The 18,931-nt window shown below is 44.9% G+C and carries 18 protein-coding genes; 15 read left to right on the forward strand and 3 right to left on the reverse strand.

Going from position 1 to position 18,931, the window contains the following annotated elements; translation table 11 throughout:
* Positions 1–74 precede the first annotated feature (74 nt).
* From hflX to ASG93_RS32230, 5 genes are all read left to right on the forward strand, one after another.
* Entirely contained in the window at positions 75–1,400 is a 1,326-nt protein-coding gene (hflX, locus tag ASG93_RS32210) for a GTPase HflX (protein ID WP_056839002.1), read from the forward strand.
* Positions 1,401–1,432: 32 nt separating this feature from the next.
* Positions 1,433–2,653, forward strand: coding sequence for an aminotransferase class I/II-fold pyridoxal phosphate-dependent enzyme (locus ASG93_RS32215; protein WP_414858906.1), 1,221 nt, complete (start codon positions 1,433–1,435; stop codon positions 2,651–2,653).
* A gap of 95 nt (positions 2,654–2,748) precedes the next feature.
* The gene (locus ASG93_RS32220) at positions 2,749–3,159 is read left to right on the forward strand and encodes a MerR family transcriptional regulator (RefSeq protein ID WP_047676992.1); all 411 of its coding nucleotides are present in this window, start codon (positions 2,749–2,751) and stop codon (positions 3,157–3,159) included.
* A 40-nt stretch (positions 3,160–3,199) separates the two neighbouring features.
* A complete protein-coding gene (gene glnA, locus ASG93_RS32225; protein ID WP_056839005.1) occupies positions 3,200–4,540 on the forward strand; it encodes a type I glutamate--ammonia ligase in 1,341 nt (446 codons plus the stop codon).
* A 109-nt stretch (positions 4,541–4,649) separates the two neighbouring features.
* Positions 4,650–5,888, forward strand: coding sequence for an aminopeptidase (locus tag ASG93_RS32230; protein WP_056839007.1), 1,239 nt, complete (start codon positions 4,650–4,652; stop codon positions 5,886–5,888).
* A gap of 809 nt (positions 5,889–6,697) precedes the next feature.
* On the opposite strand, the gene lexA is transcribed toward ASG93_RS32230, so the two are convergent.
* Positions 6,698–7,315: a transcriptional repressor LexA gene (lexA, locus tag ASG93_RS32235; RefSeq protein WP_029195983.1), complete on the reverse strand. Its 618-nt coding sequence runs from the start codon at positions 7,313–7,315 to the stop codon at positions 6,698–6,700.
* A 147-nt stretch (positions 7,316–7,462) separates the two neighbouring features.
* Between lexA and ASG93_RS32240 the strand changes: the two genes are divergently transcribed.
* The 3 genes from ASG93_RS32240 to ASG93_RS32250 all read left to right on the forward strand — a co-directional run bounded on the left by ASG93_RS32240 (position 7,463) and on the right by ASG93_RS32250 (position 9,028).
* Positions 7,463–7,870 (forward strand): LysM peptidoglycan-binding domain-containing protein, encoded by a 408-nt coding sequence (locus ASG93_RS32240; protein WP_056839009.1) that lies wholly within the window; start codon positions 7,463–7,465, stop codon positions 7,868–7,870.
* 140 nt (positions 7,871–8,010) lie between these two features.
* On the forward strand, positions 8,011–8,193 hold the full coding sequence (locus ASG93_RS32245; protein ID WP_047677001.1) for a DUF896 domain-containing protein: 183 nt from the start codon (positions 8,011–8,013) through the stop codon (positions 8,191–8,193).
* Between the two features lie 43 nt (positions 8,194–8,236).
* Complete coding sequence (locus tag ASG93_RS32250) at positions 8,237–9,028, forward strand: HAD family hydrolase (RefSeq protein ID WP_056839012.1); 792 nt, start codon at positions 8,237–8,239, stop codon at positions 9,026–9,028.
* A gap of 77 nt (positions 9,029–9,105) precedes the next feature.
* Here the strand turns inward: ASG93_RS32250 and ASG93_RS32255 are convergent, their stop codons facing one another.
* On the reverse strand, positions 9,106–9,648 hold the full coding sequence (locus tag ASG93_RS32255; RefSeq protein WP_056839013.1) for a 1,2-dihydroxy-3-keto-5-methylthiopentene dioxygenase: 543 nt from the start codon (positions 9,646–9,648) through the stop codon (positions 9,106–9,108).
* Positions 9,649–9,901: 253 nt separating this feature from the next.
* Here ASG93_RS32255 and metH point away from each other — a divergent pair, with 253 nt between their 5' ends.
* Both metH and rnz read left to right on the forward strand, forming a co-directional pair.
* The gene (gene metH / locus ASG93_RS32260; protein WP_056839015.1) at positions 9,902–13,339 is read left to right on the forward strand and encodes a methionine synthase; all 3,438 of its coding nucleotides are present in this window, start codon (positions 9,902–9,904) and stop codon (positions 13,337–13,339) included.
* A gap of 105 nt (positions 13,340–13,444) precedes the next feature.
* Positions 13,445–14,374, forward strand: a complete 930-nt coding sequence (rnz, locus tag ASG93_RS32265; RefSeq protein ID WP_056839017.1) for a ribonuclease Z — start codon at positions 13,445–13,447, stop codon at positions 14,372–14,374.
* 42 nt (positions 14,375–14,416) lie between these two features.
* Here the strand turns inward: rnz and tlp are convergent, their stop codons facing one another.
* Positions 14,417–14,632, reverse strand: a complete 216-nt coding sequence (gene tlp / locus ASG93_RS32270) for a small acid-soluble spore protein Tlp (protein WP_047677018.1) — start codon at positions 14,630–14,632, stop codon at positions 14,417–14,419.
* Between the two features lie 278 nt (positions 14,633–14,910).
* Between tlp and ASG93_RS32275 the strand changes: the two genes are divergently transcribed.
* From ASG93_RS32275 to ASG93_RS32295, 5 genes are all read left to right on the forward strand, one after another.
* Complete coding sequence (locus tag ASG93_RS32275; RefSeq protein ID WP_056839018.1) at positions 14,911–15,261, forward strand: CidA/LrgA family protein; 351 nt, start codon at positions 14,911–14,913, stop codon at positions 15,259–15,261.
* Entirely contained in the window at positions 15,251–15,940 is a 690-nt protein-coding gene (locus ASG93_RS32280; RefSeq protein WP_056839021.1) for an LrgB family protein, read from the forward strand. The genes ASG93_RS32275 and ASG93_RS32280 overlap by 11 nt, the downstream gene beginning before the upstream one ends.
* 184 nt (positions 15,941–16,124) lie before the next feature.
* The gene (locus tag ASG93_RS32285) at positions 16,125–16,895 is read left to right on the forward strand and encodes a GNAT family N-acetyltransferase (RefSeq protein ID WP_056839023.1); all 771 of its coding nucleotides are present in this window, start codon (positions 16,125–16,127) and stop codon (positions 16,893–16,895) included.
* Between the two features lie 20 nt (positions 16,896–16,915).
* A complete protein-coding gene (locus ASG93_RS32290; protein ID WP_056839025.1) occupies positions 16,916–17,896 on the forward strand; it encodes a lysophospholipid acyltransferase family protein in 981 nt (326 codons plus the stop codon).
* Between the two features lie 36 nt (positions 17,897–17,932).
* Complete coding sequence (locus tag ASG93_RS32295) at positions 17,933–18,928, forward strand: metal-dependent hydrolase (protein ID WP_056839027.1); 996 nt, start codon at positions 17,933–17,935, stop codon at positions 18,926–18,928.
* Positions 18,929–18,931 lie beyond the last annotated feature (3 nt).

The following is an 18,931-nucleotide window of genomic DNA, read 5'->3' on the forward strand; positions in this document are numbered from 1 at the left end:
CCTACACAATGATGAAGGAATACGCCCGCATGGGGCTATTTCGATCGTTTGAATGCAGCGTAAAGGAGACACTTATGAAAACAACTTCACATATGGTTGAGAAAGAAATCGATGACCGCGCGGTACTCGTTAGTCTAGTCACTCAGAAACAGAAGAAAAATGAATTATTAGCGGAATACTCGCTGCAAGAGTTGGTCAAGTTAGCAGAAACAGCAGGTGTGCTTGTTTTGGAGACATTGACACAAAACAAAGAAACTAAGGATTCCAAATGGTTTATTGGTAAAGGGAAAGTTGAAGAGCTCAAAGTTCTATTGGAGGAGCTTGGCGGGAATACGGCTATCTTCGATCAAGAGCTATCGGGTGCTCAAGTCCGTAATCTAGAGGCTGCCTTGGATGTGAAGATTATCGACCGCACGCAGTTGATTCTGGATATTTTTGCTCAGCGTGCCAAAACACGTGAAGGTATTATTCAGGTTGAGCTGGCGCAGCTCAGCTACCTGCTTCCAAGGCTATCGGGACAAGGTAAGAACTTATCCCGACTTGGTGGCGGTATCGGGACGAGAGGTCCCGGGGAATCCAAGCTGGAGACCGATCGTCGGCACATTCGCGGCCGTATTGATGAGCTGAAGGCGCAGCTAGAAGAAGTTGTACGCCATCGGACTTTGCATCGTGAACGCCGTAAGAAGACCGGTGTGTTTCAAGTTGCTCTTGTAGGTTACACGAATGCAGGGAAATCAACTTTATTGAAACAATTGACACAAGCGGACGTCTATATTGAGAATCAGCTGTTTGCAACACTGGATCCTACATCGCGGACGATGGAATTGCCAAGCGGCAAAGAGATTGTTCTAACGGACACCGTAGGCTTCATTCAGAATCTGCCGCATGATCTAGTTGCATCGTTCCGTGCTACACTGGAAGAGGCCAATGAGGCCGATTTGATCCTTCATGTCGTAGACAGCTCAACAGATATGAGAAATGAGCAAATGCGCGTTGTCGCTGAGGTTTTAGAAGAACTGGGTGCACATCAGAAGGAACAGCTGACTATTTTCAATAAAATAGATCTTTGCTTGCAAGAAGATAGGGAGATGCTTTCGACCGAAGGCGAGTTTCTGAAAATAAGTGCGTACAACCCAGATGATCTGGAACGTCTGCGAATCGCTATTCAAGAAAAGCTGATGGGTGAGAGTAAAGAGTTCCGCATTCCGGCTGACAAGGGAGACATCATTTCCTTGATGTACCGAATTGGCGATGTCCTGGAGACGGATGTGGACGGAGAAGATATGCTGTTCAAAGTCCGCGTGAACAAGGATGATTATGTCAAATTGGCCTATCAATTGGTGGCTTATGATCAACATGCTCAGCAAGAGGCTCAAGATATTGAGGGAGAGATTTACTAATTATGCAATTCGGGGATAAAGTTATGGGATTAATGGAGAGCGCAGAACGTCAAATAGAGAGCGCTTTTCGCCAGATTGAGAAAACGATTGATCTTAACCAATGGAAAGTGATTAGCGCTTTCCAAAAACATAAGGTAAGCGATTACCACTTTGCTTCTTCGACAGGCTATGGCTACAATGATCGTGGCAGAGAGGTACTCGATCTTGTCTATGCCGATGCGATGGGGGCAGAAGCAGCACTCGTACGCCCGCATTTTGTCTCTGGTACGCATACGATAGGCACAGCTTTGTTCGGTGTTCTGCGACCAGGCGAACATCTACTTTACATAACAGGTAAGCCCTATGATACGTTGCATAAGGTCATTGGCAAGCCAGGCGATGGCATGGGATCGCTGCAGGACTTTGGCATCGCGTACAGCGAGGTTGCGCTGACAGAGGATGGCGCGCCGGACTGGTCGGCCATTGCGGCTGCTATTCAGCCGAACACGAAGGTGATCGGCATACAGCGTTCGCGCGGCTACTCGTGGCGGCCTTCGTTCACGGTGGAACAAATCGGAGAAATGGTCCGATTCGTCAAGGAAGTGAACCCGTCAATTATCGTCTTCGTCGATAATTGCTATGGGGAGTTCACCGAGCTGCAAGAGCCGACGCAGGTTGGCGTCGATCTCATGGCCGGCTCGCTTATCAAGAACCCCGGCGGCGGTATCGCCCCATCCGGAGGCTACATTGCCGGGCGGCGCGACCTTGTGGAGCTCGCCGCCTACAGACTGACCGCCCCCGGTATCGGGGGCGAGGTCGGAGCCATGCTCGGCGCTACGCGAGCGATGTTTCAAGGGCTTTTCCTTGCCCCTCACCTGGTGGGGCAAGCGGTCAAGGGCTCGGTCTTCGCCGCAGCGGTGTTCGAAGAGCTGGGCTTCGAGAGCCATCCGCGCTGGGAGACGCCGCGCACGGATCTGATCCAAGCGATCCGCTTCACGTCGGCGGATCACTTGATCACGTTCGTGCAGGGCATCCAGAAGGCGGCTGCCGTGGATTCGCACGTTGTGCCTGAGCCGTGGGATATGCCCGGCTATGAGCATCCCGTCATTATGGCGGCCGGGACCTTCATCCAAGGCGGCAGTCTGGAACTGTCCGCGGATGCGCCGATTCGTGAGCCTTATATCGCATATTTACAGGGCGGGCTTACCTACTCACACTGTAAGTTAGGGGTATTAACAGCAATCCAGCATATGGAAGACAAGGGATTGTTATGAAAAATAAGACTGTGAACAAACCTAACACTCCTTGACACGTTTTTGTTACAAAGGTACAATAGTGGAGAGGTACTTACTGACCAGGAGTGATTAGCATGAGTGATGAGATACGTAGAAATATGGCGTTATTCCCAATCGGGATCGTCATGAAGCTGACTGATTTAACCGCTAGACAAATTCGTTACTATGAGCAGCATGAACTTATTATTCCAGCTAGAACAGCTGGTAATCAACGTCTGTATTCGTTTAATGATGTAGAACGACTTCTTGAAATTAAAGATTTAATTGAAAAAGGTGTAAACATCGCTGGGATCAAGCAGGTTCTTATCCCTGTCGATAAAGATTCAGAAGATGCAACGATTTTGAATGAACACACAGAAGTGAAGCGTAAAGAATTAACCGACTCCCAACTGCACAAAATGCTTAAGCAGCAGTTGATTGGCGGAGGAAAACGCCCTGATCAGGTTTCTCTGATTCAAGGTCAGCTTTCCCGATTTTATAAATAGCAATTCCTAATCGCTTGTAAATTGAGAGGAGACTGCACACGTGAGCTACAACAATAATTTTTCCAAAGAAGACATCTTACGCATTGCCAAAGAAGAAAATGTTCGGTTCATTCGTTTGCAATTTACAGACTTGATGGGAAGCATCAAGAACGTAGAAATTCCTTACAGCCAACTCGAAAAAGCGCTCGACAACAAAATGATGTTCGATGGTTCTTCCATTGAGGGTTATGTGCGTATTGAAGAGTCTGATATGTATTTGTATCCTGATTTGAATACATGGGTTATTTTTCCATGGGTAACCGAGAGCAAAGTAGCACGTTTAATCTGTGATATCTATATGCCAGATGGCAGACCGTTCGCAGGAGATCCGCGTGCTATCTTGAAAAAAGCTTTGAAACAAGCCGAAGAAATGGGCTTTACAGCTATGAACGTAGGTCCAGAACCAGAATTCTTCTTGTTCAAAACAGATGAAAAAGGTAATCCAACAACGGAACTGAATGACCAAGGTGGTTATTTCGATTTGGCTCCGATGGATTTGGGCGAAAACTGTCGTCGCGATATCGTGTTGACGCTTGAAGAAATGGGCTTTGAAATCGAAGCATCCCACCACGAAGTGGCGCCAGGTCAACATGAAATCGACTTTAAATACGCAGATGCGATTAAAGCGGCTGACCAAATTCAAACATTTAAGCTCGTCGTCAAAACCGTTGCTAGACAGCATGGTCTGCATGCGACATTCATGCCTAAACCTTTGTTCGGCATGAACGGTTCTGGTATGCACTGTCACCAATCGTTATTCAAAGGTGATGTGAATGCTTTTTATGAAGAGAACGATAAATTAGGTTTAAGTAATGTGGCTAGACATTATATGGCGGGTGTACTTCGCCATGCTCGTTCTTTTGCTGCGATTACGAACCCTACTGTTAACTCTTACAAACGTCTCGTACCTGGTTATGAAGCACCTGTATATGTAGCATGGTCGGCAAGTAACCGTAGTCCGATGATCCGTATTCCAGCATCCCGCGGATTAAGCACTCGCGTTGAAGTTCGTAACCCGGATCCGGCTGCTAATCCTTACTTGGCTCTTGCTGTTATGCTTGCTGCCGGACTGGATGGCATTAAGAACAAAATGCAGCTTCCTCCTCCTACGGATCGTAACATCTATGTGATGACCGAAGAGGAAAGAGAGAGCGATGGCATCCCTACTTTGCCATTGAACTTGAAACAAGCGTTGGACGAGCTGCTTCGCAATGATGTGATTTGCGATACGCTTGGCGAGCATGCTCTGGCTCATTTCTATGAACTTAAAGAAATCGAGTGGGATATGTACCGCACACAAGTTCACCAATGGGAAAGAGATCAATATCTGTCCCTTTATTAATCGCTTGCCAGTTGATATGAATGCAACAACTAGATACGGAAAGCCCGTCAGTCTTCAGGAACGATTCTGAACTGATGGGCTTTTTCACGCGAAGGAGATCATAAATAGGATGGACAACTTTCAAATGAATTTGGAAAAGTACGCTGAACTTGTAGTTAAGGTGGGAGTTAATCTCTGTAAAGGCCAGGATCTGATGATAGAGTCGCCGATAGAATCCCTAGAATTGACTAGACTTATCGTTAAGAAAGCCTACGAAGCAGGGGCGAATTTTGTCCAAGTTCATTGGCAGGATGATGTGATAACCCGCAGTAGATTTGAATACGCTCATGATGAAGCTCTTGATTATTACCCAGGGTGGTATACGAGTATGTTGGAACGTTTTGTGGAAAACGGTGGAGCCTTACTAAATATCAAAGTGCCGGATCCTGATTTGTACGCGGGTATTGATGCAAGCATGATTTCTAGAGCGTCCAAAGCTATGGCTACGGCTAGAGCCAAGTATCAGCACTACGTGAGAACAAGTAAATTCAGTTGGTGCTTAATCAAAGCGCCTACGGTGGCGTGGGCATCCAAAGTATATGCCGATTTGCCTGAAGAACAGCGGATCGATGCGATGTGGGAGGCTATCTTCCGGATAAACCGTGTTTATGAAGATGACCCGGTGGCGGCTTGGCGAGTACACATGGATCAATTGAAGCGCGTTCGCAGCGTTTTGAATGAGAAGCAATACGAAGCGCTGCAGTATCGAGCGGCAGGAACAGATTTGCGTGTCGAACTGCCGGAGGGTCACATTTGGCTTGGCGGTGATACGGAGAACGCAAGTGGAATACGATTCGTAGCGAATATGCCGACCGAGGAAGTTTTCACGATGCCTAAGCGAACGGGAGTTCATGGGACGGTGTCGAGCACCAAGCCATTAAATGTGAATGGGGCGCTCGTGGATCGGTTTTCGTTCAAGTTCGAGGACGGGAAAGTTGTGGATTATCAGGCTGAAGTCGGCTATGAGCATCTGGCAAGGTTACTAGATATGGATGAGGGCGCACGTTATTTGGGAGAAGTTGCTCTCGTACCTTTTGATTCGCCGATCTCTAATCTAGACCGTATTTTCTACAATACGGGCATCGATGAGAATGCATCCAGTCATCTGGCCTTAGGAAGCTGCTACCCGATCAATTTGCAAGATGGCGTATCAATTTCAAGTGAAGAGCTGAAAACTCGAGGTGGGAACACCAGTTTGATTCACGTGGATTTCATGATCGGGACGGCTGATCTTGAGATCGATGGTGTCCTTGGTGATGGTACCGTTGAACCTATTTTCCGTCGTGGGAATTGGGCGCTTGCTTTTTAGTTGATTATTTAGCTGGAATTTTATCTTATTTTTAAAGGTGGAAATATACCTTTGGGTTTAACAATGGGATAGAGAGTAGAAAGTAGAGAGTAGAGAGCAGAGAGTAGGGAGTAGTTGGAAGACGGAAATTGGTATTTGGAATTAGGAGATAGAAAATAGAAGTCTCTAGGGACCGTTAATTTGTCCAAAAGTGTGGTGAATTTTAGAATAGAAGTCTTTAAAGGCTTCTATTCCTTGAAATTGAAGCAAACTGGGGCAAATATTATCGAATAGAAGTCTCTAAAAGCTCCTAATTCCGAAAAATGAGATCTTAAAGACGTAATAGAAGTCTCTAAAGACTCTTATTTGAATCCACAGTTCAGCCTTCTTGGCTATGACGGGATTAAAGCCTATATCATTTTTGAAAATCCATATTTGGGTCGGTTGGCCCACTATCTTATATGCTTCTCCTTCTGATCCATCACTCCATCAAATTTAAGGCTGTTTACATGAGAAAACCTCTACTCTCAGCCATTCAAGGATGAGCAGCCGCGTATAACGAGGAGAGATTTTGGACTACGACCAAAGATCCCTATATTAGGTTTTATCGCCAATAAGAAAGCGGTTTTCGGGAACCGAAAACTTATACTTTCTGGTGTGGCAAGGATAAACGACACTGTCGTACTTCAGGGACGAGCGCGTTTGTCAAGGTTGATGCGAAGCAAAAGTATAAAACTTATAAGCTTATCTACTCGAAAAGAACCGAGGGACGATTGTCCTCTCGGTTCTCTCTCATTGGTATTGTAGGTAGAATAAGGGCTGTAGAGCGATTACATATCCCGGAACAAACCAATGACACGGCCAAGAATCGTAACATGTTTCAAAAGGATAGGCTTCAAAGCCGAGTTCTCCGGTTGAAGACGAATATGATCTTTTTCCTTGTAAAAGCGTTTCACCGTTGCTTCATCATCTTCTGTCATAGCTACAACAATGTCTCCGTTATTAGCGGTTTGCTGCTGCTTAACGATGACATAATCGCCATTATGAATACCGGCTTCGATCATACTGTCACCCATGACACTAAGCATGAACACATTATTATCTCCTACCATGCTGACAGGAAGAGGGAAGTAGTCTTCAATGTTCTCTGTTGCTGTAATAGGTACACCGGCTGTAACTTTACCAACGAGAGGTACACGAGCTACAGAAACTGCAAAATGCGTTTCAGCACCGTCTAGGCCTAGAATTTCAATAGCGCGAGGCTTAGTAGGATCTCGACGAATCATACCTTTCTTCTCAAGACGCTCCAAATGCCCATGTACGGTAGAACTAGAAGCTAGTCCAACAGCTTCGCCGATTTCTCTAACGGAAGGTGGATACCCCTTATCTTTCACTTCATTCTTAATGAATTCCAATATAGCTTGTTGACGCTGCGAAATCTTACTCAATAGTTATCACTCCAATACTGGGAATCATTACCCAAAGTATAACATAGAACCCGAGTTCGTACAAACATAAGTTCGAGAAAATGATTGACTCAAACATGTGTTCGTGTTAATCTAATAACAGAACAAATGTTTGGGAGATGATTATTCATGTATATGGCTTATTCAAACACTAACACAACTCATACACCTCATAGATCCGCTAGCCCATCCAAAGGGATGACTTTTATTCCTAGTCATACAAAAACGTTTGTTCGCTTCATCCTATTAGCAGTTATTCTTGGTACTGTGTTTTCATTCGGTGCTATGGTTCAAGCCTATGCAGGGGATGGGACAGCAACTACAAAGACCCCAGTTTCCGTTACTTCTAGTAACTCTTCTCCGAAAGCTGTCGTTCAAGATCAAGTCGTTATTCAACGCGGAGACACACTTTGGGATATAGCTTCCACTCACAAAAAAGAAAATGAGAACACTCGTTCCTATATAGATAAATTGAAGACAATCAATCATTTAACCACGAGCTCCCTTAAAGAAGGACAAGTTTTATTGCTTCCTTAATTTCACTATGGTTTCTTGATAGACTTTAAATACGATGAGGCTTGGACATGTTCCTATGCCTCTTTTTGTTGTCTCTTGACATTCCTTAATAGGGATGGCAAAGTAGTACTCATATTGAATTTTTGACTGGGAGGATTACTATGAGTGACAACATGGAGCAAAATATCGAACGTATTAATGAGCTTGCTCGCAAAGCGAAAACTGTTGGCTTAACAGATGCGGAAATCGATGAACGCAACGAACTCAGAAAAAAGTATATTGAAGCATTCCGCGGCAATCTTAAAGTTCAGCTTGATTCCATCAAGTTTACGGACGAAGAGTAATCGCTGCTATATAGATACAACATTCAAAAAGGGGAAATGAATGATGACGTTGAAAGCTGTACTTTTTGATTTAGATGATACGCTTCTTTGGGATGATCGCAGTGTAGAAGAAGCTTTCGAAGCGACATGTGCTGAAGCTGCCAAACACGCAGCCGTGAATCCCGAAGAATTGGAAGCTTCTGTTCGCAAAGAAGCGCGTTCTTTATATGAATCTTTTGAAACCTTTGAATTTACGAAAATGATTGGTATTAATCCATTCGAAGGCTTATGGGCGAATTTCACACAAGGTGAGAATGAGAACTTTCGTAAGCTTGAGAAATTAGCGCCAGGATATCGTACGGAGTCTTGGACAAGAGGGCTTGGGGCATTGGGGATAGAGGATCGTGAACTCGGGTATAAGCTTGGAGAACTATTTCCAGCAGAACGCCGACGCCGTCCTTACGTATATGAGGAAACATTCCGCGTATTGGACGCTTTGAAAGGCAGCTATCAATTGCTGTTGTTAACAAATGGCTCGCCGGACCTACAAAAGGAAAAATTGGCAGGTGTCCCCAATATCGCGCCATACTTTGATCATATTGTTATCTCCGGTGAATTCGGTGTAGGTAAGCCAGCAACATCAATTTTCAACCATGCACTGGGACTTCTTGGGATAGAAGCGGAAGAAGGAATCATGATCGGAGATAAATTGACAACCGATATCCTTGGTTCTGGCAGCGTAGGTATGCGCAATATTTGGATTAATCATCATGGTCTTCAAAGTGGGGATGAGATTGTTCCTGCGTTTGAGGTTTCCCGTCTTCAAGATATTTTGCCGATTATTAAGAACGGATAACATGAAAGAAACAAAAACCCAACGGATGCTTAGGACGTTAAGTCCAGCGAAGTTGGGTTTTTGTTCATATCATAGAATTAGGCTTTAATAAATTCTGGATCATCAATGTTATAAGCAACCCAGCCATCTTTTTCGATGAAGAGACGAACGGCAACGATTTCACGATTATCCATGAGTGTGAAGAAATGGTTCGTGTTCTCAGGAACCGAGATCACATCGCCTGGCTCAAGCTCAACGTCAAAATAGCCAACTTCGCTTTCGGATTTGATAATAAAAATTCCGCGTCCAGAAACGATTGCGCGAATTTCATCTTCTGTATGGGTATGCACCTGTTCGAATTTCTTCAGGAGCTCTTCGATGTTAGGTGTTGAATCGGAAAGTGCGATAACATCCCAAATTTCATAACCGCGTCTAGCAGCTAAATCCCGAATTTCTTCTTCATAAGTACTAATAATTTGAGCTTTCTCGTCATCATTAAGAATGAATTTCTCACGCAGTGTTTCCGGAAGTTTGTTGGCATCCCAGTGTTCATAAACAACATTTTGACTATCTAAGAAGGCTTTGACCTGCTCTTCGCCTTCAATACGTTCATTCGTATTGCGAATTCTAATTTGTGCCAAGCTGCATCCCTCTTTCTGAGTAAATATAATATAGGGATCTTTGACTTACGATCAAAGTCTCTCCTTTAAATTATAGTGGAAATACAGCTAGCTGTCGATGGTTGAACATAAGAATTTCCGATAAAACCTATAGGTAATTATGATAATTCAAATTCTTTTCATAGTAGCCGGATTCTGTTACACTAAAGCATAACATAATTTGTCGTTTTTTTGTTCTCTATAGCTTTAGGATAAGTTGAAAGGGAGTCATGTAATGATCAAAACACCGATACAAGAGCAGCTTAAAAAGAAGATCATGATCCTAGATGGTGCCATGGGTACAATGATTCAGCAAGAGAACTTAACAGCTGAAGATTTCGGGAGCGATGATCTGGATGGATGTAATGAAATTCTTTGTGTTACACGACCGGATGTTATTCGCAAAATTCATGAAGCTTACTTCGCCGCGGGCGCTGATATGATAGAAACAAATACGTTCGGGACTACGAGTGTGGTACTAGCGGAGTATGATTTGCAAGACCGCCATCGCGAATTAAATCTTGCGGCAGCCAAACTGGCTATCGAAGCAGCGAATAAATATTCGACACCGGAGTGGCCTCGTTATGTTATCGGAGCCATGGGTCCTACAACAAAAACGTTGTCGGTAACGGGTGGAGTCACATTTGCTCAACTTGAGGATAGCTATTATGAGCAAGCGTTAGCACTCGTTGAAGCGGGCGTAGACGCACTTCTTTTGGAAACTTCCCAAGATACTCTGAACGTAAAAGCAGGAAGTATTGGAATTCGTAGAGCTTATGAAACATTGGGTGTTGAACTTCCGATAATGATCTCGGGTACTATTGAACCGATGGGCACAACATTAGCCGGTCAAAATATTGAATCCTTCTATATTTCTTTGGAACATTTGAAGCCTATTTCAATGGGTTTGAACTGTGCTACTGGTCCTGAATTTATGAGGGATCATATCCGAACGTTGTCAGATATTGCTGAAACAGCGATTAGTTGTTATCCGAATGCCGGTTTGCCGGATGAGAACGGACATTACCATGAGTCTCCAGAATCCTTGGCTAAGAAGATGGCTGGATTTGCGGAGCAAGGCTGGTTGAATATTGCCGGGGGCTGTTGTGGGACAACGCCAGATCATATTCGTGCCATGGCTGAGACACTCTCTCAATATAAGCCAAGAACGCAATATGGTTCGCATTTACCTGCAGTCTCAGGGATTGAAACGTTATTTATTGAGCCGGAAAATCGTCCTATCATGGTTGGCGAACGGACCAATATTTCGGGTTCAAGGAAATTCAAACGCCTTATTAAAGAAGGGAAGTTTGAAGAGGGCTCTGAGATTGCCCGTAATCAAGTTAAGAACGGTGCACACGTTATTGATATTAACCTGCAGGATACAGATATTGACGAAGCTTATGCCGTTGAAGAGTTCATGCAGCAAGTTGTGAAGAAAGTCAAAGTCCCATTAATGATTGACTCGACATATGACCACATCATTGAGCTTGGACTTAAGTACTCCCAAGGTAAGGCGATCATTAACTCCATCAACTTAGAGGATGGCGAAACGAAGTTCGAAGGGATCTTACCTTTAATCAAACGTTACGGGGCTGCCGTTGTTTGTATTCTCATTGATGAGCGAGGTCAAGCCGTTTCGCGAGAAGCGAAGATCGAAGTGGCGACGCGGTCTTACGAGCTTTTGACACAGAAGTACGGCATGAATCCTGAGGATATTATATTTGATCCCAATATGTTCCCAGTAGGCTCTGGAGATCCGCAATATATCGGTTCCGCCGTAGAGACGATTGAGGGCATTAAGCTGATTAAAGCTAAATATCCTGCTGCAAAGACGATTCTTGGCTTAAGTAATATCTCTTTCGGTTTGCCTGACGCAGGTCGTGAAGTGCTGAATTCCGTCTATCTGTACCATTGTACGAAGGCAGGCCTAGATTATGCCATTGTGAATACGGAGAAACTTGAGCGTTACGCTTCCATCCCGGAAACAGAACGTCAATTAGCTGAAGAACTTATTTACAATACGAATGATGAGACACTGGCACAATTCGTTGCCCATTTCCGTGAGAAAAAAGTGGAGAAGAAAGAGAAAATTTCGAATCTGTCTCTGGAAGAAAGACTTGGTTCATATGTCGTAGAGGGGACCAAGGAAGGGCTGATCCCTGATTTGGACCTTGCTTTACAGAAGTATTCGCCGCTTGAAGTCATCAACGGACCGCTTATGAAGGGGATGGAGGAAGTTGGACGCCTCTTTAATGGCAATGAACTGATTGTGGCTGAGGTTTTGCAAAGTGCGGAAGTGATGAAGGCTTCAGTTACTTACTTGGAACCATTCATGGAGAAATCCGAAACTGCCGTTAAGGGTAAAATTATTTTAGCTACAGTCAAAGGTGATGTGCACGATATTGGGAAAAATCTCGTCGAAATCATCCTTTCGAATAATGGCTATAAAATCATTAATCTCGGGATCAAAGTACCACCAGAGCAAATTATTGAAGCCTATCGTAGAGAACTACCGGACGCGATCGGTTTATCTGGATTACTTGTGAAATCGGCTCAGCAAATGGTGATCACGGCTCAAGATTTACGCACGGCAGGTGTGGATGTGCCGATTCTGGTTGGTGGGGCTGCGTTAACACGCAAATTTACCAAAACGCGTATTCAGCCTGAATATGAGGGTGTTGTTCTTTATGCGAAGGATGCGATGGACGGACTGGATATTGCCAACCGACTGAGTGACCCTGAACAACGCCAACGTCTCATTCAGGAGCTCAGAGAAAGTCTGGAATCCGATGTGATGGATACCGGTAAGAAGGAAGAGAAAATGCCGCAGCTCACACGTGTGAGTTCATCTGCCGTATCCAAGGATCTTCCTGTACAAGTGCCGCAGGATACAGATCGCCATATCATGAGAGATTACCCGATTAGTCATCTGATGCCTTATGTCAACATGCAGATGCTGCTTGGACATCACCTTGGTTTGAAAGGCAAAGTTGAGCAGCTGCTTAGCGACAAAGATACGAAAGCTCTTCAGCTTAAGGATACAGTGGATTCAATCCTATATGCTGCACAGCATAATGGCATTATCAAAGCCCACGGGATGTACCGTTTCTTCCCAGCACAATCCAGCGGTAACGATGTCATCGTATATGACCCGCAGGATCACAGTAAAGTGCTTGAAACCTTTACATTCCCGCGTCAGGATAAAGAACCATACCTTTGCTTATCCGACTACCTGAAGTCAGTAGAAAGCGGACAAATGGATTACGTCGGTTTCTTACTTGTTACGGCAGGGCATGATATTAATGATTTAGCTAAAGAATGGCGGGATAAAGGGGATTATTTGAAATCCCATGCTCTGCAGGCAACGGCACTGGAAATGGCTGAAGGATTTGCCGAGCGGATTCATCACATCATGCGAGATGTATGGGGGATTGCCGACCGCGTAGATATGACGATGCAAGAGAGATTTGGGGCCAAATATGTCGGACAACGGTTCTCCTTTGGTTACCCGGCATGTCCGAATCTCGAGGATCAAGCGAAATTGTTTAACCTGCTGAAGCCAGAGGATATTGGCGTGGAGCTAACGGAATCGTTCATGATGGAGCCGGAAGCATCGGTTTCAGCGATCGTATTTGCCCATAAAGAAGCTCGTTACTTCAACGTAGGATAGAAAGTTTATGTATAAAGCGAGGCAGCTTGTACGAACTACATGGTTCGTCGGCGTCCTCGCTTTACATTTTGGCATTGTGATTTTAGATAGAATGGAGTTTAGATCGTGGACTTGTATTTTTTGGGTACGGGGGCGGGTATGCCTTCCAAACAACGAAATGTCACCTCAATCGCTTTAAATTTGCTGGATGAACGTGGAACCTATTGGCTGTTCGACTGTGGAGAAGGGACGCAGCAGCAGATTCTGAACTCTCCAGTGAAATTGGGCCGAACGGAAATGCTTTTCATCACGCATCTGCACGGGGATCACTTGTACGGTTTACCTGGCTTGTTAACAAGTCGTTCCTATTTGGGAGGTGATACACCTCTTAAGCTATTTGGACCGCGGGGTCTAAAGAGTTTTGTTGAGACGGCCCTCTCAGTAAGCGGGGCTCATTTAACGTATGCGCTGCAGATCGTGGAAATCGAGGAAGAAGGTCTGATTTTCGAAGATGAAAGCTTCCAAGTTGAGACGGCACGATTAGAGCATCGTATCGAATGCTTTGGTTTCAGGGTCGTAGAGAAGGATCAACCTGGCAAGCTTATGCAGGAAAAACTAACGGAACTCGGCATACCGGCGGGTCCTGTTTATGGTAAATTGAAGCAAGGTCAATCCGTCCAGTTGGAGGATGGCCGTACGCTTCATGGGACTGATTTTCTAGGTGCACCGATACCCGGACGTATTGTCGTTATTCTTGGTGACACGCGCTATTGCAGCGGGGCTCAGCACTTGGCACGCGGCGCTGATGTGCTTGTGCACGAGGCTACGTTCTCCATGGATAAGCAGGAGCTTGCGTATTCGTTTGATCATGCCACTTCAATCGACGCGGCAAGAACAGCTCAGGAAGCGGGAGTGAATGCGCTGATCATGACGCATATTAGTTCGCGATATCAGGGAGATGCCGTAATGGAGCTTTTGCAGGAGGCTCAGAAGATTCACAGCAATAGCTACATAGCTAAGGATTTCTGGAGCTTTGAAGTACCGCGCAAAGGATAAAAAAGAAGCCTCTTCCAATTATGGAAGGGGCTTCTCGCTTACTTATCTGTTCGTTTCGTCTTTTTTCTCCTCGATGAAGCCGCTAATGCTTTCTTTGCGGCGTTCATTCTTGGATTCGATGCTTTGTTTTTCCTCGGCAGTTATTTCATCCGCATGTTCGTCCAAATAGTCCTCAGCTTCGTGCAGATTGGCTATCGTATGATCGATGGCGTTCTGCAAACGGGCTGGATTATCTTCGCGATTGTCTGGCTTTGCCATAGTATTTCTTCCCTCCCTTTAAGGCGATAGTTTGACATCCTGTTATATAATTCCACAAAGTCAACAAGATTATTCACTGTTTAAGAAGTCAATTTCCCTGATTCTCCTCATACAATAAACATAATCCCACGTCAACCGAGGTGATCATATGGAAATTACACTTGCTGAAGTGCTGCTTTCTATCTTTATGTCCTCGATTTTTTGTGTTATGTTTAGGGAAATACGAAATTATTACAAAGACTCTGGATAGTGCTGCTCACAGCTGGAATGGAGAATTTATGCTCGGTTTTGCTATATTACTAGGCTTTAATTTCTTAGGTTATGTGCTACAGATGAGCCTGCACCTGCCGCTGCCCGGCAACGTGATCGGGCTCATTCTTTTTACCGCGGCTTTGTTCACTAGGCTCATCAAGCTGGCTTGGGTGGAAGAAGCGGCTTCTCTGTTGACGAGGCATATGATGCTCTTTTTTATTCCTTTTACGGTTGGCGTTCTAGCCTTTATTCCGATCATTGGGGCTAATTGGCTTGCCATTTGCGGCGGGACTGTTGGTGCCACGGTGGCTGTTCTTGTGGTAACGGGTTGGGTATCGTCAAAGCTAGGACAGGAGAGTGCCAAATATGGCGAATAGCATGCTGCAGCATCCATTGTTTGGTCTATCACTAAGTGTAATCAGCTATGCGTTAGCCAATTTGTTGTACCAACGATGGCGGTTTATGCATCCTCTTTTTAGTTGTACGGGCTTCATTATCATTGTATTAGTATGTTTTCATATTCCATATGAAGACTTTAAACGAGGAGCAGACGTACTAACGCTTTTATTAGGGCCTGCAACGGTTGCGTTAGGCGTACCTCTTTATAAATACAAAGAATTAATACGTAGTAATTTGGCGCGGGTCTTGATAAGTGTTTTGGCGGGTTCTATTACGGGTATTGCAGCTAGTGCGGCCATCGTAGGGTTATTGGGAGGAAGTCAGTCCATTATCCTAAGTATGCTTCCCAAATCGGTAAGCTCGGCCATCTCCATTGAAATAGCCGCGCGGTTAGGCGCGATTCCTGAATTAACAGCGGTATTAACTACTTTAACTGGGCTGCTGGGCAGTATGTTTGGTACTCGGATCTTGCGTTGGTTTCGAATTAGAGATGATATCTCGATCGGCATTGCAATTGGAACAGCGGCTCATGGCATCGGAACAGCCAAAGTATTCAAGGATTCTGAACAGCAGGGAGGATTTGCTGGATTATCCATGGGGATTTGTGGCATTATGACTTCGATTTTATTTATACCTATTTACATGTGGTTAAAATAGTGCCGTGCATGTTAAGGAACAGAGCTCGTTAAGAGAGCTCTGTTTTTTTGTCTTCAAAAATATGGAAAGTGCAAAGGTGCGTTATTCACGAAATATTACAAAATCTTAATAACACGAAAACGAACACTTAATAATCCTCTGCTAACCTTAAGTTATAAGACTCAAGTTGAAAGGCGTGAGGAAGATGAGTGGACCACTTCTGAGTACGGCGCCCCAGCAAGCCAAGCTGTCGGTTAGGCTGGCAAGCAGCGCACAAGAGATTGAGCAGGCAATGCGACTAAGGTATCAAGTTTTCGTTGAGGAAGAAAAGAACATGAGGATGCTGAATGAGCAGGGGCTTGAGAAAGACGCCTACGATGATTACTGTGATCATCTCATTGTGAAAGATATCGAAACCGAGCAAGTGATCGGTACTTATCGGTTGCTGCCTGGGGACCGTGCTTTGAACGGGATCGGATTTTATTCCGAGACTGAATTTGATCTTACTGCCTACTCAGATTTGAAAAGTCAAACGCTGGAGCTTGGACGGAGCTGTATTGCTCCCGAATATCGTGGTGGAAAAGCGATTCAACTCCTTTGGGAAGGAATTGCTGGTTATATTAGCGAGCGAAATTATACGCATTTAATCGGATGTGCGAGTGTGCATGTGGGCAATTTGGAGGAACTTAATTTGATCTACTCGATGCTGCGCCATAAGCAGGTGATAACAGACCGATTCGGTATTGAACCGCTTGCTACGCATCGTATCCCAGGACTTGCTCAAATAGAAATCGATGGCAACGAAAAAGAGCTATTTCGTAAACTGCCGCCTCTGATGAAAGGCTATCAATGGCTCGGAGCAGAGATTGGCGGAGACCCGGCATATGATGAGCTGTTCGAGACCGTTGATTTCTTTATTATTTTACAAAAAGATCGTGTTACACGTCGTTATAAACGCCACTTTCTGACTACCTAAGCAGGTAAGGAGGACTTACCTTGTACGAATGGATTTCCAAGCTAACATTGAATGAACGCAGGTTACTTCGCATCGAGAGAGTGCTCCGAGTTTTTCCCATATGGATGATGTCGGCTGCTTGTTCTATGTTAGCGTTTGCGCTTTACCAGGTATTCCGAAAAGGGTTTCTGAAGCGAGTGGAACAGAATTTAATAGATTTACTAGGTGCGATGCCTAAGAGTTCATTAAAAGCTATTTCCAAGCATTATGTTCAAAATATCGTGTATACGCTTTATGAAATTCTTTTCCTTTCTGTTCGGTTGAAAAAGCTTCATGCGAGTCACTTTGACGTGCAAGGCGAGGAATATCTAGATGAAGCACAGCTTCAAGCGAAGGGTAAGGGATTCATTGTCTATGCACCGCATGTTGGCAATTTTTTCAACTATTATTGGTATTTGACTCAAAAATTCGATTGTTTAACTGTGGCTTCAGCGGGAAGTCCCGAGCTTAAACCATTGTATATGAAGTTTGCTGCAATGGGTTGTAAAGGCTTAGATTACGATAGTGTCCCCCCCTTGGAGCTATATCGTACCTTGAAAAAGCATGTGCAGAGCGGCGGGGTTATTTTCATCCTCGGTGACTTCTGGAGACATACATTTCCTTTATCCACGCTATTTGGCCGACAAACTCGTACTCCTGAAGGTGCAGCCATGTTGGCGCTTGATCAGCATGTGCCAGTTGTACCTTTTTACGGGTTTCGTGTTAAAGGATTTAAACATAGGTTAGTTTATGGATCCCCCATGCGTTTACACGAACAATTTGAGCATTCTGGACGTATAGAACGTGCAGAGGCTAACTTGCTTTTGAATGCGTTCATGGAGCGGGTTGTCCGTGAGCAGCCTTCGGCATGGTTTTATTGGTTTAATGTTCATGAACGGTGGGAGAAGATCTTATTAGATGCAGAAAACACAAGTAACGATGTGATCGGAAGCAATGATTTGACCACGGCAGCAGCAGGATGATTCACACAACGACCAAAAAGGATTGGTGATCGACACATGGACACAGGAAGCCACTTATTGTTCGGCGTCACGTTAGCGGGATTGGCTTGTTTGGAACCTGCCGTTGCTCAAGAGCCTGCGCTGGCTCATGCCTTACTTGCAGGAACACTCATTGGTTCACATGCCCCTGATTTTGATACCATTGCACGTCTGAGAGGATATGCGAATTATGTTCGCGTTCATCGAGGGATCACACATTCGTTGCCGGCTTTGTTCATATGGCCCATCCTTTTAAGTCTGCCCCTCGCAGCCATCTTTGGTGTATGGGAGCATCTGATTAGTTTATATCTATGGACATTTGCTGCTGTCGTGTTCCACGTATTTCTAGATTTGTTCAATGTGTACGGCGTTCAGTGCTTCCGTCCATTTTCCCAGAAATGGTTCCATCTTGACACGCTCTGTCTCTATGAACCATTCTTATTCGGTCTTCATGTTGTTGGTGTCCTACTTTGGTTGTTTATCTGGCATGGAAATGGTGGCAGCCATATCGGAGAAATGTTCGCGTTGATATATGCGGCAACCTTCCTCTATATTGCTATAAGAGCCTCGCAGCGCAATCGATTCGTTAAGCTCGTAAAAAGGGAATTGAACATCGCAGATGGCATCTGTCATCTCATTCCGAGCCTAAGTTGGTTTGGGTGGCAATTCGTTCTTGAAGGTGACAAGTGTTTCTATCTAGGAGAGATTAGGCATGGCCGTGTAATGATTCAAGAGGAGTACAGCAAAGCGGATTACAATCAGAACGATTCGCATCCAATTGTTCAGGCTACCATGGCCACGGATGGTGTTCGTGCCTTCTTGCACTTCGCGCAACGGATTCACGTGTGTTGGAAAGAGAAGAACGACGGTTATGAAGTGCAGTGGCGCGATGTGCGCTTCTGGCACAAACGCAAGCTCCCTTTCGGCGTTAATGTGATGCTTGACCGGGATATGAACGTGGTCAGTGATACGCTTGGTTGGGATAAGAAGGCTTGGGATCCGCCTTATGTTTGATAG

The organism is Paenibacillus sp. Soil787 (assembly GCF_001429545.1).
GTDB lineage: Bacteria > Bacillota > Bacilli > Paenibacillales > NBRC-103111 > Paenibacillus_E.

Excerpts from the sequence above, each read along its gene's own strand:
- hflX (WP_056839002.1), top strand. The coding sequence starts at position 75 with ATGAAAACAACTTCACATATGGTTGAGAAAGAAATCGATGACCGCGCG.
- ASG93_RS32215 (WP_414858906.1), top strand. The coding sequence starts at position 1,433 with ATGGAGAGCGCAGAACGTCAAATAGAGAGCGCTTTTCGCCAGATTGAG.
- ASG93_RS32220 (WP_047676992.1), top strand. The coding sequence starts at position 2,749 with ATGAGTGATGAGATACGTAGAAATATGGCGTTATTCCCAATCGGGATC.
- ASG93_RS32230 (WP_056839007.1), top strand. The coding sequence starts at position 4,650 with ATGGACAACTTTCAAATGAATTTGGAAAAGTACGCTGAACTTGTAGTT.
- ASG93_RS32240 (WP_056839009.1), top strand. The coding sequence starts at position 7,463 with ATGTATATGGCTTATTCAAACACTAACACAACTCATACACCTCATAGA.
- ASG93_RS32245 (WP_047677001.1), top strand. The coding sequence starts at position 8,011 with ATGAGTGACAACATGGAGCAAAATATCGAACGTATTAATGAGCTTGCT.
- ASG93_RS32250 (WP_056839012.1), top strand. The coding sequence starts at position 8,237 with ATGACGTTGAAAGCTGTACTTTTTGATTTAGATGATACGCTTCTTTGG.
- metH (WP_056839015.1), top strand. The coding sequence starts at position 9,902 with ATGATCAAAACACCGATACAAGAGCAGCTTAAAAAGAAGATCATGATC.
- tlp (WP_047677018.1), bottom strand. The coding sequence starts at position 14,632 with ATGGCAAAGCCAGACAATCGCGAAGATAATCCAGCCCGTTTGCAGAAC.
- ASG93_RS32275 (WP_056839018.1), top strand. The coding sequence starts at position 14,911 with ATGCTCGGTTTTGCTATATTACTAGGCTTTAATTTCTTAGGTTATGTG.
- ASG93_RS32280 (WP_056839021.1), top strand. The coding sequence starts at position 15,251 with ATGGCGAATAGCATGCTGCAGCATCCATTGTTTGGTCTATCACTAAGT.
- ASG93_RS32285 (WP_056839023.1), top strand. The coding sequence starts at position 16,125 with ATGAGTGGACCACTTCTGAGTACGGCGCCCCAGCAAGCCAAGCTGTCG.
- ASG93_RS32295 (WP_056839027.1), top strand. The coding sequence starts at position 17,933 with ATGGACACAGGAAGCCACTTATTGTTCGGCGTCACGTTAGCGGGATTG.